Source organism: Paenibacillus sp. B-A-8 (assembly GCF_048572915.1).
Classification (GTDB): domain Bacteria; phylum Bacillota; class Bacilli; order Paenibacillales; family Paenibacillaceae; genus Paenibacillus_AQ.
In genome coordinates this window covers 6,166,624-6,182,715 of sequence record NZ_CP183882.1, presented here as the reverse complement: position 1 = coordinate 6,182,715, position 16,092 = coordinate 6,166,624, and the positions used below count along the sequence as shown (strand labels likewise).

Sequence of the window (16,092 nt, the reverse complement as noted above, 5' to 3'; positions counted from 1 at the left end):
TAATGACTGAAAAGGTTGAAAACCCTTACTTTTTCCGGATAGGGGCGATCATTCCTTGCTTATATGACGAAGAGGGGAAGAGACTGCATGCGGCGGATACTATTAATGTTAAAGTTAAATACGCTGCGAAATCAAATGTTGCTTGGTTTTCTCGCCGTCATGCTCATCATACTAACGTTTGTTGGAGGGATTACCTTCCATTCGGTCTCGACGCTACTCAAGAACAATGCGGAGAAGCATATTCAGCAAACTGCGATTCAGGCTAACGGCCGTTTGGAAAGCGTTCTCGAACAGATTAATTCTCTGACGACGCTGGTATCTACCAACGATTATATCCAGCAACTGCTTTTACGGGATATAGAAGGTCATCCCGCTACCTTTACAGAACGGCAAGCGCTGCCATCTATTATCAATCTGGTCCAAATCTATACGGACGGCATTAAATCTGTGGAGCTTTACAACAAAGACGGAGTGAGGCTGTATCCGCTCGATGGCAGCACCCTCAGAGATAAGGTACCGGAGGATTGGGTTGAAATGGCGACGAGTAAGGAAGGAGGCCTCGTCTGGTTCGGTATCGATCCGCAAGATTCCACTTCGCTTGTGGCGATCAGGCAGATCAGCCTTATCGATCGGCATTTCATGACAGGCGGGTATTTACTCATCCGCTCAGACCGTGACAAGTTTGCGCTTAAGGGTTCCCTGTCCGGGGAGGGAGACGGAGAAACGGTGTTGCTCCTTGCTCCTGATGGCCAGTTCATCACTTCCAACGATGACACTATTTCGCAAAAGACAGCAGCAAAGCTGGTGGAAGAATCCGACGATCAGATCGCTTCTATCGGCAAGCAGTCCTTTATCGTCGTCAAACAGCGATCTTCCGTAACGGGATGGACATTACTCATCTTAACCCCTGTTAACGTCATTACCAAGGGGATATCGGTCTTGCGAACGACCATCGTCGTATCGGCCTTGATGGGTACCTTGTTATTCACCTTACTTTCATTTTTCCTGTCAATTCTTATTACGAGACCTGTGTTCAAGTTGATCAAAGCTATGAGAAGTACCCGTCTTGGTATTCTGAAGCCTATCGATAACGTATCTTCCACTATGGAAATTCAGGAGCTGAATTATTCTTATAACAAAATGGTTGATAATATCAATGAGCTGATCCAGTTAGTTTATGAGAAGGAGTTATCCCGGAGTCATACGGAGTTAAAAGCACTTCAAGCACAAATTAATCCGCATTTTTTGTTTAATACTCTGGATGTTCTGTACTGGTCGCTGCTGGATAAGGAGGAAGATCAGCTAGCGGAGTACGTTGTCGCCATGTCTGATTTATTCCGCTATACTATCACCGGTTCGAGTAAAGGGGGATGGGTGAAGTTACATGATGAGCTGGAGCATGTAAAGCGATATTTGCTTATTATGAAGATGCGATTTGAAGATCGCTTGGAGTGGGAAATTGTTGCTCCTTCTGAATTTTCGAATGTGGAGTTACCCCGATTGTTACTCCAGCCGCTCGTGGAAAACGCTGTATTACACGGGGTCGAGAGCAAGATTGAACCGGGATGGATAAAGCTAACGGTCGCTGGAGACGAAGAATGGATCACCATTACGGTGGAAGACGACGGGATGGGAATGGACGAGGAGATGCTGCGCTCTCTTGTGGAAGGGCTAGAAAGCGGGAAGGTGTCTTCTTCTAAAGATTCCGGCGTTGGAATTGCCAATGTGCATAGAAGGCTTCAACTGTTTTTTTCAGGAAAAAACGAACAGGGTGCAGTAATGACCATAGATAGCCGTAAGGGTCAAGGCACCCGTATAAACATTAAAATTCCTGTCCGAGGAGACATAACGCCATGAGAAGCCGAAAGATTCTTATTGTCGACGATGAACCAAGATCAAGAGAAGGAATGAAGAAAATACTTGAGGTGTGGGCAGCCGGTCAATATGAGATCCTTACGGCAAGCAATGGGATCTCCGCTATAGAAATTCTGGAGGAGACACCGGTGGAACTTATGATAACGGATATCCGCATGCCGGGAATCAGTGGTCTTTCTTTAGTTAGTCAAATAAGGGACAAAAAAATACAGCGTCAGCCATCCGTTATTCTCATCTCCGGTCATGCGGAGTTCGAGTATGCTCAACAAGCGATCCAGTTGTCCGTAGTGGAATATTTGCTCAAGCCAGCTAGCCGGGAAAAGCTGATCGCATCTGTGGAGGATGCCCTGAAGGCAGGGGAAGAGCAGGAACATATCGGCTTCATGCGGAAGATGGCCGATCCGCAATTAATGGCCATAAGAGATGAAGATGCCACATTAAGTGACCCGGTTCGCCAGGCGATAGACTATGTGGAAATGCATATAGAGGAGGCGATCAGCCTTCAGGAAGTAGCTGGACTAGTACATCTGAATGGGAGTTATTTCAGTTCCCTTTTCAAGGAGCAATGCCAGATGAACTTCAGCGAATACGTCGCCCGCAGAAAATTGCAGAAGTCGAAGGAATTACTACTGAAAACAAATCTGCCCATAGCAGAAATTGCAAGCCTTACCGGTTACCAGACTGTTAAGTATTTCAACAAGCTGTTTAAGGAGTACGAAGGAATGAGTCCAGGGCAGTATCGTTCTTCCATGAGGAATGGTATAGAAGCGAATATTCAATAATGACTCGGCAAGGGGGGAATATCTACGAAGAGAATCGGTTTATACAGTACACTTTTCTTAACATTGTTGTTGATAACAACAGCTTGCAATGGGGACCAAGGGAATAGCACCAAGAGCGACGGCGAGAAGATCACTTTAAAAATGATGCATCTGTGGCCGGATAGCAATAACTCCGCGCAAAACAAAATGGTGAAAGCAATCATCAAAGAATTTGAAGAAGCTAATCCGAATATCACCATCAAGACGGAAGTTCTTGAAAATGAGCAGTATAAAAGCAAACTGAAGGTGCTTGCCGCATCTAATGATCTACCGGACATCGGATTCACCTGGGCGGCAGGCTTTATGGATCCTTATGTTAGAGGAAACAAGTTTGCAGCCGTAGACGATCTTTTACAGGATGAGCTGAAGGGGAAATTCGTAGCCGGTACGACGGAGGGATATTCCTTTGATGGGAAGACATATGCTCTTCCTGTCGAACTGAACATAGTCCCAGTCTATTATAATAAAGAGATATTTTCAGAATTCAATTTACAGCCTCCCCAGACCTTGGATGATCTCAAAGCGATCATTCGAACACTAAATAACAATGGTATAACACCCGTTACTCTTGGTGGCAAGGACGGTTGGCCGGCTTCCTTTTGGTACATGTATCTAGCTGATCGTATTGGGGGACCCAACCTGATGGATAAGGCTGTTGCGGATCAGGACTTCACAGACCCTTCCTTGCTAGAGGCGGCAAGACAAGTGCAAGAGCTGGTAAACTTGAACACATTCATCAAAGGTTACAACGGCTTATCCAATGATGAAGCCAAGGTACAGTTCATGAATGGAAAGTCAGCCATGTTCGTAACAGGGACTTGGGAGCTGCCGGATTTTACGACCACTACGGATATAGCCCAAGAATTTAAAGTCAACATCGGTTATTTCAAGTTCCCGACAGTTGTAGGCGGCAAAGGCAACGTGGATGATTGGGTCGGTGGTCCGGGTACTGGATTGTTCGTTTCCAAGAATTCTAAGCATGCTCTCGAAGCCAAAAAATTCGTCAGCTTTTTCGTTCAAAAGTGGGGAGAGCATTCTGTTGTCAATGCTGGCGTAATCCCGGCTACCAAAGTAGATACTGCGACCATCAAGCTACCGCAAATGTTCATTGATCTTTTAAACGAGTTAAATAAGGCAAATAAAGTAACTCTTTATCTGGATACACAAATGAAACCCGTCGCTTCTACTATACACATGAACCAGATTCAGGCATTGTTCGGCGAAGCAGTCACGCCAGAAGAATTCATTAAGAAACAGGATGATGCGCTAAAAGCGGATAAGTAATGATCAAAAATATAAACAGATAATGGAGACGCCAAGGTACAGATGCCTTGATGTCTCTTTTTTTTTGCGTTGTATAGAACTGAATCTAAAAATAGTGGAAGTTTTCCTAAAGAGGGTGTCCTTATGCTAGAGAATCATAGGCTCTATAATTATGTATGCGGTTACATAAAACCGAGGATCAATATAAAAGGGGAGGCAAAGTATGAAAAGTATGAAACGTAGTTTAGTGGGGATCTCTACATTGCTCGTGATGTCATCTGCTCTCGCAGCATGTGGTGGGAACTCAAATTCCAACTCATCTAGCCCAAGTTCAGCGCCTGCACCAGCAGCCAATACTACCGAAGCTCCAGCAAAAGGAACAGGTGAGAAAGTCACCATCAATCTTTGGAGCTTTACGGACGAAATTCCTAACATGACTAAGAAGTATCTGGAAATCCATCCTGACGCAAATGTAGAGTTCAAAACTACAGTTATCGCAACCACTGACGGAGCTTATCAGCCTGCTCTTGATCAGGCTCTCACAGCTGGAGGCAAAGATGCCCCTGACATTTTTGCAGCTGAATCAGCATTTGTGCTCAAGTATACACAAGGCGACGCCTCAAGCTATGCAGCTAACTATTCTGATATAGGCCTTGATGACCAAATGGTTAAAGACGCTGGCATCGCCCAATACTCGGTTGACATCGGTAGTCTAGACGGTAAATTGAAAGCCCTCGGCTATCAAGCGACTGGCGGCGCTTTTATCTATCGCCGCTCCATTGCGAAGGAAGTTTTTGGAACGGATGATCCAGCCACCATCAAGAATGAAATTGGACCAGGCTGGGATAAATTCTACGATGCAGCTGCGAAGCTGAAAGCTAAAGGATACGGCATCGTTTCCGGTGACGGAGATATCTGGCATCCAATCGAGAACAGCTCGGACAAGGGTTGGCTTGTTGATGGTAAGCTTCATATCGATCCGAAGCGCGAAGAGTTCCTGGATCTCTCTAAAAAGCTGAAAGACAATGGCTATCATAACGATACGACAGACTGGACGGAAGCATGGTATGCGGATATGTCCGGTACCGGCGCCCAACCGATCTTCGGTTTCTTCGGTCCTGCTTGGCTCATCAACTACGTGATGAACGGTCAAGTAAAAGACACGAATGGCGACTGGGCGGTTTCCGAACCACCAACAGGCTTCTTCTGGGGTGGCACTTGGCTGCTTGCCAACAAAGACGTCACGAAGGATGAGGCCAAGAAACAGGCTGTTGCGGACTTTGTGAAGTGGGTTACACTCGACACCTCAGAAACGGGACTCCAATATTACTGGGCTAACGGTACCATGAAGGAAGGCGAGCAAGGAACCAAGGACAGCGTTGCATCCTCAGTTGTGATGTCGAAGTCAAACGGTGAAGTTCCACTGCTCGGTGGTCAAAATATGTTCGATGTGTTTGTACCGGCCAATGCAAACGCTTCAGGTAAGAACTTGACCCAGTACGACGAAACAATCAACAAGCTCTGGCGTGATCAAGTACGTGAATACACCGCGGGCAACAAGGACCGTGCCAAAGCGATCGAAACCTTTAAGCAACAAGTCAAAGACCAACTTGGCATTGAAAGCGAATAAGAAGGATTCGGAGGGGCGGGGGAGTAATCCCGCCCCTTCATATCAACTAAAGAGGTGAGAGCATGCGCCGCAAAAATGTGAACTATTCGAAATACGGTTATATTTTTACCTTCCCGTTTGTCCTTGCATTTCTGATTTTCTCACTGTATCCCATTTTATATACCGCAGTCATTGGATTCACCGATATGAAAGGAATAATACCCAAACCAATCCATATTCTTGATAATCCTTTTCAAAACTTCAAAGATCTTCTCTTTGATAATCCCTCGTTCCGGAAGTCTTTGTTCAATACCGGATTGCTCTGGATTACTAACTTTGTTCCCCAGATGCTTCTCGCGCTCTTGCTAACCGCATGGTTCACGAATAAGCGTCTCAACATAAAGGGACAAGGCTTGTTCAAGATTCTGCTCTATATGCCTAATATCATCACTGCTAGTACGATTGCCGTGTTGTTCAGCACTTTATTCGCCTATCCGATGGGTCCTGTAAACAGTTTGTTTCAAATGTTGGGATGGACAGACGCTCCAGTGTTCTTCCTGCAGGATAAGTCGACAGCACGGGGCATTGTCGCGTTCATCCAGTTCTGGATGTGGTACGGCAATACCATGATCGTCCTGATCGCTGGCGTTATGGGTATAAATCCTGCGCTCTTCGAGTCCGCATCGATTGACGGGGCCAACGGGTTTCAAACCTTCTTCCGCATCACACTGCCGAGTCTGCGTACGATATTGCTGTTCACATTGATTACATCTATGGTGGGTGGTTTGACCATGTTCGATATTCCGCAATTATTCCTTGCAGGCGGACCGGACGATTCTACGCTTACTACGTCCATGTTTATCTATGGGCAAGCATTCAAGGGCAGCTATATGTATAATCGTGCTGCAGCAGCGAGCATGATCATGTTCTTGATTTCGGCGATATTGGCTGGAATCCTGTTCTATGTGATGCGTGACCGCGACGCGTCAAGACTTAAAAAAATAGAAAAGCAAAAGTATAGAAAAGCTGCTATAGCAGCCCGTGAGGGAGGCGTAACACATGGCAAATAATCAGAAAAGCGGAACCGTTAACCGAAAGATAAATAAGACGATTATCTATGTGGTTTGCATCTCTTTGGCGGTACTCAGTATTCTGCCATTTTGGGTCATGTTTGTAAATGCCACACGCTCTACACCGGAAATCCAAAGTGGTCTTTCACTGCTTCCTTCGAGCCATATGATGAGCAATCTGCAAGTATTGCTCGATAAGAGCTTTGATCCGCTTCAAGGGTTCATGAATTCATTCATTATCGCCAGTTCTGCAACCCTCTGCACAGTCTATTTCTCGTCCTTGGCGGCCTATGGGCTCGTAACCTACAGCTGGAAGCTGCGGGGGCCATTCTTTACCTTTATAATGTGCGTGATGATGATTCCTTCCCAGGCAAGCGCTATCGGATTCTATCAGTTCATGTATAAGTTACATTGGACCAACAATTTTCTTCCGCTGATTCTACCAGCGATTGCTGCACCGGCGGTAGTGTTCTTTATGCGCCAATACCTTCTTGCAACTCTGTCGATAGAGATCGTGGAAGCTGCACGCGTAGATGGATCTGGAGAGTTCTTTACATTCAACCGGATCATCTTACCGTTGATGATGCCAGCAGTAGCAACACAAGCTATCTTTGCCTTTGTAGCCAATTGGAACAACCTGTTCATGCCGCTGATATTGCTAACGCAGAAGGAGAAATACACCATGCCGATCATGGTAAGCTTGCTCCGAGGTGATATCTACAAGATGGAGTTCGGCTCGATTTATATGGGGCTGGCTTTAACAGCTTTACCGCTGTTTGTGGTTTACTTCCTGTTATCCAGATACATTATTGCGGGCGTAGCGCTCGGAGGCGTCAAAGAATAACCTCGGCTGCTGGCTTCGAATAAGGGCAGCACCGTGGAATTAATTTATTCCAATCTAGGCCTGTTGATTAGCTAAAAATACCCTGAAAGAGACTTATTGTACCTTTTTTTGGCTAATCAACAGGCGTAATCTCAATGAGGAGGAGAATCCTATTATGGCAACCCCAAATGAGCCGTTAGTTACCCATCTCTATACAGCCGATCCCTCCGCTCATGTATTTGAGGGCAAGCTTTATATTTACCCATCCCATGATATCGACCATGGTGGACCTACAAATGATAATGGTGACCAATATGCGATGGAAGATTATCATGTGTTTTCCTTGGAAGATCCTACATCCCCCTGTGTAGATCACGGAGAGGCACTTCATCTTCGGGATGTGCCTTGGGCTTCGAAGCAAATGTGGGCGCCAGATGCCGCATACCGGCAGGGGACATATTATTTGTTTTTCCCGGCCCGGGATAAGGAGGGGATCTTCCGCATCGGAGTGGCTACGTCAGCTTCACCATCGGGTCCTTTTCAGGCTCAAGAAAGCTATATAGAAGGTAGCTTCAGCATCGATCCCGCTGTATTCGTGGACGAGGATGAAAGAGCCTATATGTATTTTGGCGGCTTATGGGGCGGACAATTAGAAAAGTGGCAGGACGGTATTTTTCAGCAAGATGCGGTAGAAAAGAGCCCAGAGGAGCCGGCTTATGGTCCTTGGGTGGGTGAGCTGAGTGAAGACATGCTGGCATTTAAATCTGCCCCTCAGGAAATCATTATTACTGATGAAGAGGGAAACCCAATTCTTGCGGGTGATGAGGACAGGAGGTATTTCGAGGGTCCATGGATGCACAAGTATCAGGGGAAATATTATCTCTCATACTCCACGGGTACAACCCATAAGATCGTCTACGCGGTAAGTGATAAGCCTTGCGGACCCTTTGTCTTCCAAGGGACGATCCTGAATCCAGTCATCGGCTGGACGACCCATCATTCCATCGTGGAATTTAATGAGAAATGGTATTTGTTCTACCATGACGCATCTCTGTCTGGCGGCGTAGATCATAAACGCAGTATGAAATTTACAGAGCTTCATTATGAGGAAGATGGCAGAATCCGGCCGGTAATACTCTAATTGAAGGTAGAGCCCCCCTTTTTATAGGGTGAATTATGAAATTATACTTAAGGATGTCTTGGAGCTAATACTTCTGAGACATCCTTATTTGTTGTTTTATATTTCGTCAGGGCCCTATGATTTTAGAAGGTAAAAAGCATCCTCTAATATTGTATACATTTTGCAGGGCTATCGCCCTATGGATCGCAGATGTATAATCATGGAATAAAACGCAAAGGATTTGAAGCGATGAAATTTTATCTGGTTATTATTCAAGTTTTATATTTATTATCTCTAATTCCTTGGTTCGTAATTTGGGGATTATCCTTTATGGTTTTTGACAATGGGATCTCAGCATGGGGAATATCAATAATGATAATTGTTTCATTGTATCCAGTTGCTGTTGTTATTTGTTCGATTTTATCTTGGTTCTTTAGGGTTAGATTTAAATCTTTAACTATCTTTTTTATTAGTGCTATTCCGTTATTGTGGGTGATTACGCTAGGAGCTATATTAATTGGTTATTGAAGTACAAACTGACCGCTAGCTTTGTATTTGTTGTTTTTAGTTTCCCATGTAAAAGTCCCATGGACTAAACTATATCCGCCTTCTGTTGCGTACTTTTTCCAGTATTGATGGAATCGGCCCTTTTCATCGATCTCAGCAGAATAGTCAGCCATAAATTGTAGCTTATTAACTAATGTTCCTTGTTCTAAACGATATACATAGACTTGGGTATTGGAAGGAAAATAGTCTACAAGTATAGCTACATGTTTTTCATTTGGTGATTTGGTAATAAGCTTAATTGAAGCGTCATCTTCTTCATAGGCTACGTTTGTATTAATAAGTACAACAACATTTTTAGAATTAACTAAAAATAAATTTCCGGAGTCCGTAAGTATTATGTTTTCGTCTTTTTTGTCCCCGTTCAGGTCCGCTGTCTTAATGAGGCGTATGACTTCCTTTGGATATTTTTTCAGCAGGATAGACTTTGCATGATTAGACTCAGAATACTATAGGCTGTTATGAAGGGGGAATGATTGAATAGAATAAATCCTTGCCTTTTAAATATATTGAGGTTATTATGGATTCGTGAAGTCTTTAATTAAAACGAAGTGAGGTTCGTTCTTTTTTTGAGACTATAATGGACAATATAAGTCTTTAATATCTGTAATATAAATTGAAAAGTGAAGGAAGAATGAAAATGAATTACGATTGTGCGATTATCGGCGGAGGACCGGCAGGTCTCAATGCTGCTTTGGTGCTAGGCAGGGCAAGAAAAAACGTTGTTGTTATTGATGAAGGACGCGCCCGGAATAGGGTTACTCGAGAAACACATGGCTTTCTTACTAGAGATCCTATAAGTCCAAGCGATTTTAGACGAATTGCGAAGGAGCAGATAAGTGCCTATCCATCCGTTACTTTTGCGGAAGATACCGCTATATCGATTACGGGAACCGATGGTGATTTTCAAATTTCGACTGTTCAGGGTCAGACCTATCGAAGTAAAAAGCTGCTCTTTGCGATAGGAATGAAGGATCTTCCGATGGAAATTAAGGGGCTCTCAGATGTGTATGGCAAAAGCGCCTTTATCTGCCCTTATTGTGATGGATGGGAGCTAAGAGATCAGCCTCTTGTAGTAATTGTTAAGGGAGCGGATGCAACGCATATGGCCCAAGTGATATCTGGTTGGACGAATAACATTACCATATGTACTAATGGATCTGATGACTTGACGAATGCACAATGCGAGGAACTTCAACAACATAACATTCCGGTCTATGATTTGCCGATTCAATCGATCGAATCTGACAATGGTATGGTACAGCAAGTTGTGCTGAAGGATGGTACTAGCATCGTATGTACAGGGATATTTTTCAGACCAAAGCTAATGATCGGATCAGATTTGCCGCAAGCCATCGGTTGCGAGATCACAGAAGCTGGAACAGTTATTGTCGATAATCTCGGTAAAACGAACGTTCCAGGCGTTTATAGTGCCGGTGATGCAGCAACACATCTTCATCAAGCCATTATTGCCGCTTCTATGGGTTCCTTAGCTGGGGTCGGCATTAACAACGAACTAAATGAAGAGGAATGGCGTAACATCTGATGCTATTGTACAAAATAGTCTAATTCATTTATTCCCTTGAGCTGAACTTACATCCAGATTAATATAGAAACTATATTTGTTCTGAGAGGGGTAGTTTAAAATAAAAGTTGGATTCCTAATTATTGATATGCAAGACCTTTTCTTACACGATCATATGGAGAAGTTAAATGTAAGCCAGGCTTGTGAATACATTAATCATGTGTCGGGGTTACTTCGTGCAAAAGACCAAATTGTCGTTCATATAAAAGACGTGGAAGGGGCAAACGCAGATACGGATCCAGAAGCAAGAAATATTATTCCGGAAATTACAGTGTTACCTACGGATATCCAGATAGAAAAAGAGTTCTCTAATGCTTTTTGGAAAACAGATTTGGAACAGGTGCTACGTGAACATGGTGTTGAATTTATTATCGTTGCAGGCTTCGCTGCAGAACACTGTATAACCTTTACTATAAACGGTGCACAAGAAAGAGGCTTTCAAGCAGCCATTCTTCAAAAGGGTATCCTTAGCACACAGCCAGATGCCATTAACTCGATTTACCGTGATCGGCATATGATCTCTTACCCGGTGATCGAATTTTTAATGGAGACCATTGCTTGAGATTCTACTAACAGAAGCTATTGTTTATAATTGGAGTTACGTATTAGATAACTAATATGTAACTCCATTTTATAATTGTAAAAATACATATGGAGGTAATTAAGTTTGAGTACTCACTACTATCTCAGTTGGTTTAATAATTTTTTTCCAGAGAAGCTGGTCCATTGTTTGCATGAGGATATACAAGACAGAAAATCGTTTGTTATGATTAGCGCTGAACCGTCTAGTTATACAGGTGAGCAAATTAACATTGATGATGTTTCTGAATGTACATGGTTAAATCAGGCTAACATTATTTTTGATGAATATCATTTCATTGATTACCGCATGCAGAAGGAAGATGCTCAGCGATTAATTCACAACGCTTCTGTCATTTTTTTATGCGGTGGAGATCCTGTTTTGCAAAACGATTTTTTGGCCGATTATGAATTATCAAATGTTATTAAGAACAGCAATGCCGTTATAATGGGTGCCAGCGCCGGTGCGATAAACATGGCTGCAAAATGGTTATGCTTGAAAAACACTGGCAATGAAGTTGAAACAAGTACTATTTATGATGGTATTGGCTTTGATCATTTTGCCTATGAATCTCATTCTAAACGCGACTACGCTACGTTTGTTCAAGGTTACCTGTTCCCCTTGTCTGAAGAGATTGATGTTTATGCGGCAGAACAGGAGAGTGCAATGCGTGTAAAGGACGGAAAAATAGAAATAATGGGTCCTGTATATTTAATTTCCCACTCTAAGATTCAGAAATTGGTTGAGACGCTCTAATTAGGCTTACAGCGAATCATCTCAGGTTTTTAAAATCCCCAGGACTTATTGTTGGGCAAAAATGATAAATTTTTTAGACCGCCTTCAATGGCGGTCTTTCTATGTCCGGCAGATGCTAGCTGCCCATTTTATTGAAGTAAGGGGCAGGATAACTCAGTAATTTCGCGAATAAGACGCTATAAGAAATCAGCGAGAAACTATAAGGAGCAGAAAACATGAAATGCCCTCACTGTAACAACGAATTAAATGAACTTCCTTTATGTTACGGAAGTGAAGCACCCTATTATTTTCACACTGTACCAGAAGAGAAAAGAACAGAATTAATTAGAGATTTTTGTGTAATTGATGAACAGCATTTCTTTATTAGAGGACATATTGAAATACCAATAATTGATAGTAAAGAGAAATTTATATGGAGTGTTTGGGTTTCTCTTAGTGAAGAGAACTTTTTGAAATCTAATGAATTACTGCACGTAGAGGGAAGGGAAACTGAAAAACCTTATTTTGGTTGGTTATCGACTGAACTTTCAATATATCCAATAACCACATTATCGTTAAAGACAATGGTACATACACAAGAAGTTGGTGCTGTTCCGTTAATAGAATTAGAACAAACGAATCATCCACTTGCAGTTGAACAAAGAGAAGGAATTACAATGGGGAGAGTTAAAGAAATTGCTCATTTAATAAATCATAGTCTGTAAGAGAAGAATTTGAAAGAAAGTATGGTCGAAAAAGCTGCCGTGCCGACAGCTTATAAAATCGTATCTACGCCGCGTCACTGCTCTCCTTGGTCTACTAAGCGGTTTTCGGTGAGGCGTAATCAGCAGATAACCCCGCAAGGCTAAATCCATTGGACTCGGTGCGTAATGTCGATTAAGCTAGCGGGGCACATTAGTGGAATAGCGGTTGCTTCGGCAGCCTTTTTTTTTATTTGTTCAACTAACGGGCAGGTTAGTGAAACCACACAGTTTTCTTAAACGTATAATCATTATTCAAATTTTTTCCAATATTGCTCATACAGAGGTGAACTTGACTGGAGCATTTTTATGACTTGGTTCAATTGGCGTTCTCGATCGCTCTCATCTATTCCTTAGTGTCAATTCCATTCACCTATTTTTCTACACAAGAGATTCACTGGGGTTACGAAATTGCTCCAGCCGGTTTAACTTGGTTTGTGGCTGTCAGACTGTCACAACCGAGCAGCATTCTGCGGTGGATAGTACGTACTGCCAGACGAAGAGAAGCACCTAATGAAGAAGACCATAGTCCTTCCCCACATTGATATTCCATACTTTCAATTAGGGAGGACAACGATGAAAAAGATTTTGTTGTTTCAAAAATGGGCCAAGCCCATTCTCGTCATGTTGATTGGAGTTATTCCGATCATTGTGCTCAGCGGGTGTTCGACAGCATCCCATTCAAACTCGATTAATGCCGATTCAGCAGGGGTATTTAACCACTTTTTTATTTATCCATTTTCGATCTTGATCAAATTCTTTGCGAATGCATTTCACGGAAACTACGGATTATCGATCGTGCTGATGACTTTCATCATCAGACTCGCGATCATGCCGCTCATGATGAATCAAACCAAGAAACAAATGGACATGAAAGAAAAGATGGCCGTCCTCCAGCCGGAGTTAACTGCACTTAAGGAGAAGTATAAGAACGACGTCAGTGCGGATGCAAAAAAACAACAGCAAGTCGAGATGATGCAGCTCTACCAGAAGCATCAATTTAATCCCTTAAATATGGGGTGTTTACCGATGCTTCTCCAATGGCCGATCACCCTCGCATTTTACTACGCCATTCGTCGTACCCCAGAGATTGCAGCGGACGATTTTCTGTGGTTTAGCTTGGGGAAAACAGATATGATTTTGCCGCTTATTGCCGCTGCGGTGTATTACATTCAGTTCCGCGTGTCTCAATCCGTTTCAGCGCAGTATCAGCAAAATCAAAATAACCAAATGGCTTTCATCGGATTGTTGTCACCAATTATGATGGGTGTATTTTCTTTTCAGATGCCCGCCGCGTTACCATTATATTGGGCAGTTGGCGGTATATTCATTATCGTGCAAACGATCATACTCAATAAAATGTACACGAAGCCAAATGTAGCGAGTAAAAACTTACCCACCGGTGTAGAAGATTTATAAAATTGAACCAGGTCATAAAACAATACTAAATACAAGGCATCTGAGGCGCGACCTCAGATGCTCTGTTTTTATGTTGGCGGCTCGTTAACGGGGAACATAGTTCAACATAATTAGAAAAGTGAAAGGGCCATCCCACAAAAGGATGGCCCTAAAACTTACCGTTACAGACAGCGCGGAGAACCGTATCATAAATAACGATTAAGCTAATGGGAAACTATAGCTCAATAACATCAGAACAAAGCTGCCGACTTGAATCGGCAGCTTTGTTCTGCTAACGGGCAGTTTTGTACAAGAGAAAATGATAAGCTGGAATAAACACTTGCAGTACTGATGGGAGAAAAAGGTGAATATATGGATTCAAATGAACTAAAACCTTTAATGAACAACACAAAATGGGAAGAAATAAGACAAGCAATGCTCAACTATGCCTTTCCAACCAAATGGAGAACTAAAGACATTGATACTGGCTATATCAGCCTTTGGGATGGAGATTGGTATTACCATTATTCAGATGGTGGCTACAAATTTATTGAGTGGTTAGAAATTCATGCTGAAGATGACTTGATAAAAACTGATTTAATTCAATTCCTGAAAAAAATACATGTTCCAGGTGAAGTAACTACCGACTCCATCATAATTTATGGATATAACAAAACTAATGAATTCATTGATTATATTTGAATAATTACACCAACGGGTAGCGTTAGCTCAAATACGATTAGGCAGCCGTCAGTCAACGTCATCAGCTGCCTTTATTCAACTAACGGGCAGATTAACGCTATAAGCCTCTTAGGATTAGTATGCTTAGGTAAAAGAAGTATTCTCAAGAATTCTCTAATGTAAATAAATACAAATTACACTTCAGTTAATCCATTATCTATACATATTTTTAAGAGTATATTGAGGTAAATAAAGTAATTATTCACTTTGATAAATCCGAAATTGCTATGTCGGTATTATTTTATGGCTTCTTAAGGATTGCAAATCCATCGACAAATGGGAGTTTAAAACAGATGTTGTGCCGTAGTTAGTTTTATGAAAGGAAGGTATAGGGTGAGTATTTATTACGCTTCAAGCAAAGAGGATATCACTAAGGATGCACTCCAAGAGTTATTTCTTTCGGTAGAATGGGAGTCTGGCAAGTATCCAAACGAGCTTTTACAAGCAATCGGAGGGTCTCATTCAATTGTTACCGCTTGGGAAGGAGGAAAGCTTGTCGGTTTAATAAATGCTTTGTCAGATGGTGTTTTAACGGTATATTTTCATTATATGCTTATTAATCCGAGTTATCAGAGTATCGGTATAGGTAAGGAAATGATGAATATAATGCTTGATAGATATAAAGGGTGTAAAACAAAAGTATTAATTTCTTATCCTCATGCAGTGGATTTCTATAATAAATTTGGCTTTAATACAGAGGATGGAGCTACACCAATGTTTATCTCAGAGTTGATATGATTGATGGTATAATTTTTGTATACAAATAATTACATAAATTAAATCCTTATAAAAAGGGATGAGCAATATGGCAAATATCGAGCACTTACAGACCGTGAATGTTCCAGCTTCAACGGTCAATCATTCTTCGTCAGATGAAATGGGTGGAAGTGACCTCATTTTATCGCGTATGTAATTATAACTGGGCTATTTTTTTGTACAGTCTTAAACAGTATTGCGAAGAAGGGAGGGTCTTCCGTATCATTAACGGAAGTTTTAGAACCATTGAAAACACGGATGGGTGAATAAAGTACATGATCCCGAGAACTGATTTCGGAAGTACTGGGTAAGTACGAAGAAGTTGTCACCCAAGTCTTGATAATCATTCGTTCAACAAACGGGAAACTATAGTTCTATAAATAGCGGTAGT

General features: G+C 42.3%; 14 protein-coding genes. All 14 read left to right on the top strand.

Going from position 1 to position 16,092, the window contains the following annotated elements:
- The first annotated feature begins 105 nt into the window (after positions 1–105).
- The 14 genes from ACN6MV_RS27880 (at position 106) to ACN6MV_RS27815 (ending at position 15,683) form a co-directional block, all read left to right on the top strand.
- Positions 106–1,857 carry a sensor histidine kinase gene (locus ACN6MV_RS27880; RefSeq protein ID WP_419885295.1) on the top strand — a complete coding sequence of 584 codons (1,752 nt, stop codon included), beginning with the start codon at positions 106–108 and terminating at the stop codon, positions 1,855–1,857.
- Positions 1,854–2,657: a response regulator transcription factor gene (locus ACN6MV_RS27875; protein WP_042131141.1), complete on the top strand. Its 804-nt coding sequence runs from the start codon at positions 1,854–1,856 to the stop codon at positions 2,655–2,657. The genes ACN6MV_RS27880 and ACN6MV_RS27875 overlap by 4 nt, the downstream gene beginning before the upstream one ends.
- A 63-nt stretch (positions 2,658–2,720) precedes the next feature.
- Positions 2,721–3,980 carry an extracellular solute-binding protein gene (locus ACN6MV_RS27870; RefSeq protein WP_042131140.1) on the top strand — a complete coding sequence of 420 codons (1,260 nt, stop codon included), beginning with the start codon at positions 2,721–2,723 and terminating at the stop codon, positions 3,978–3,980.
- Positions 3,981–4,182: 202 nt separating this feature from the next.
- Positions 4,183–5,589: an ABC transporter substrate-binding protein gene (locus ACN6MV_RS27865; protein ID WP_339288216.1), complete on the top strand. Its 1,407-nt coding sequence runs from the start codon at positions 4,183–4,185 to the stop codon at positions 5,587–5,589.
- 62 nt (positions 5,590–5,651) lie between these two features.
- Complete coding sequence (locus tag ACN6MV_RS27860) at positions 5,652–6,638, top strand: carbohydrate ABC transporter permease (RefSeq protein ID WP_042131139.1); 987 nt, start codon at positions 5,652–5,654, stop codon at positions 6,636–6,638.
- Positions 6,628–7,482, top strand: coding sequence for a carbohydrate ABC transporter permease (locus ACN6MV_RS27855; RefSeq protein WP_042131138.1), 855 nt, complete (start codon positions 6,628–6,630; stop codon positions 7,480–7,482). Before ACN6MV_RS27860 ends, ACN6MV_RS27855 begins: the two co-directional genes overlap by 11 nt.
- 154 nt (positions 7,483–7,636) lie before the next feature.
- Entirely contained in the window at positions 7,637–8,602 is a 966-nt protein-coding gene (locus ACN6MV_RS27850) for a glycoside hydrolase family 43 protein (protein ID WP_339288212.1), read from the top strand.
- Between the two features lie 1,177 nt (positions 8,603–9,779).
- Positions 9,780–10,691, top strand: a complete 912-nt coding sequence (locus ACN6MV_RS27845) for an NAD(P)/FAD-dependent oxidoreductase (RefSeq protein ID WP_419885294.1) — start codon at positions 9,780–9,782, stop codon at positions 10,689–10,691.
- A gap of 100 nt (positions 10,692–10,791) precedes the next feature.
- Positions 10,792–11,292: a cysteine hydrolase family protein gene (locus tag ACN6MV_RS27840; RefSeq protein WP_419886825.1), complete on the top strand. Its 501-nt coding sequence runs from the start codon at positions 10,792–10,794 to the stop codon at positions 11,290–11,292.
- 105 nt (positions 11,293–11,397) lie between these two features.
- Positions 11,398–12,066, top strand: coding sequence for a Type 1 glutamine amidotransferase-like domain-containing protein (locus ACN6MV_RS27835; RefSeq protein WP_419885293.1), 669 nt, complete (start codon positions 11,398–11,400; stop codon positions 12,064–12,066).
- Between the two features lie 215 nt (positions 12,067–12,281).
- Complete coding sequence (locus ACN6MV_RS27830) at positions 12,282–12,770, top strand: DUF2199 domain-containing protein (protein WP_076120972.1); 489 nt, start codon at positions 12,282–12,284, stop codon at positions 12,768–12,770.
- Positions 12,771–13,382: 612 nt separating this feature from the next.
- A complete protein-coding gene (gene yidC, locus ACN6MV_RS27825) occupies positions 13,383–14,225 on the top strand; it encodes a membrane protein insertase YidC (protein ID WP_339288210.1) in 843 nt (280 codons plus the stop codon).
- A gap of 351 nt (positions 14,226–14,576) precedes the next feature.
- Positions 14,577–14,906 (top strand): DUF6678 family protein, encoded by a 330-nt coding sequence (locus ACN6MV_RS27820; protein WP_419885292.1) that lies wholly within the window; start codon positions 14,577–14,579, stop codon positions 14,904–14,906.
- A 372-nt stretch (positions 14,907–15,278) separates the two neighbouring features.
- Positions 15,279–15,683, top strand: coding sequence for a GNAT family N-acetyltransferase (locus ACN6MV_RS27815; RefSeq protein ID WP_038573410.1), 405 nt, complete (start codon positions 15,279–15,281; stop codon positions 15,681–15,683).
- Positions 15,684–16,092: the final 409 nt, after the last annotated feature.

What these genes read in the sequence shown, in the direction of transcription:
- ACN6MV_RS27880 (WP_419885295.1), top strand. Translation starts at nt 106, where the DNA reads ATGTTAAAGTTAAATACGCTGCGAAATCAAATGTTGCTTGGTTTTCTC.
- ACN6MV_RS27875 (WP_042131141.1), top strand. Translation starts at nt 1,854, where the DNA reads ATGAGAAGCCGAAAGATTCTTATTGTCGACGATGAACCAAGATCAAGA.
- ACN6MV_RS27865 (WP_339288216.1), top strand. Translation starts at nt 4,183, where the DNA reads ATGAAAAGTATGAAACGTAGTTTAGTGGGGATCTCTACATTGCTCGTG.
- ACN6MV_RS27860 (WP_042131139.1), top strand. Translation starts at nt 5,652, where the DNA reads ATGCGCCGCAAAAATGTGAACTATTCGAAATACGGTTATATTTTTACC.
- ACN6MV_RS27855 (WP_042131138.1), top strand. Translation starts at nt 6,628, where the DNA reads ATGGCAAATAATCAGAAAAGCGGAACCGTTAACCGAAAGATAAATAAG.
- ACN6MV_RS27850 (WP_339288212.1), top strand. Translation starts at nt 7,637, where the DNA reads ATGGCAACCCCAAATGAGCCGTTAGTTACCCATCTCTATACAGCCGAT.
- ACN6MV_RS27845 (WP_419885294.1), top strand. Translation starts at nt 9,780, where the DNA reads ATGAAAATGAATTACGATTGTGCGATTATCGGCGGAGGACCGGCAGGT.
- ACN6MV_RS27830 (WP_076120972.1), top strand. Translation starts at nt 12,282, where the DNA reads ATGAAATGCCCTCACTGTAACAACGAATTAAATGAACTTCCTTTATGT.
- yidC (WP_339288210.1), top strand. Translation starts at nt 13,383, where the DNA reads ATGAAAAAGATTTTGTTGTTTCAAAAATGGGCCAAGCCCATTCTCGTC.
- ACN6MV_RS27820 (WP_419885292.1), top strand. Translation starts at nt 14,577, where the DNA reads ATGGATTCAAATGAACTAAAACCTTTAATGAACAACACAAAATGGGAA.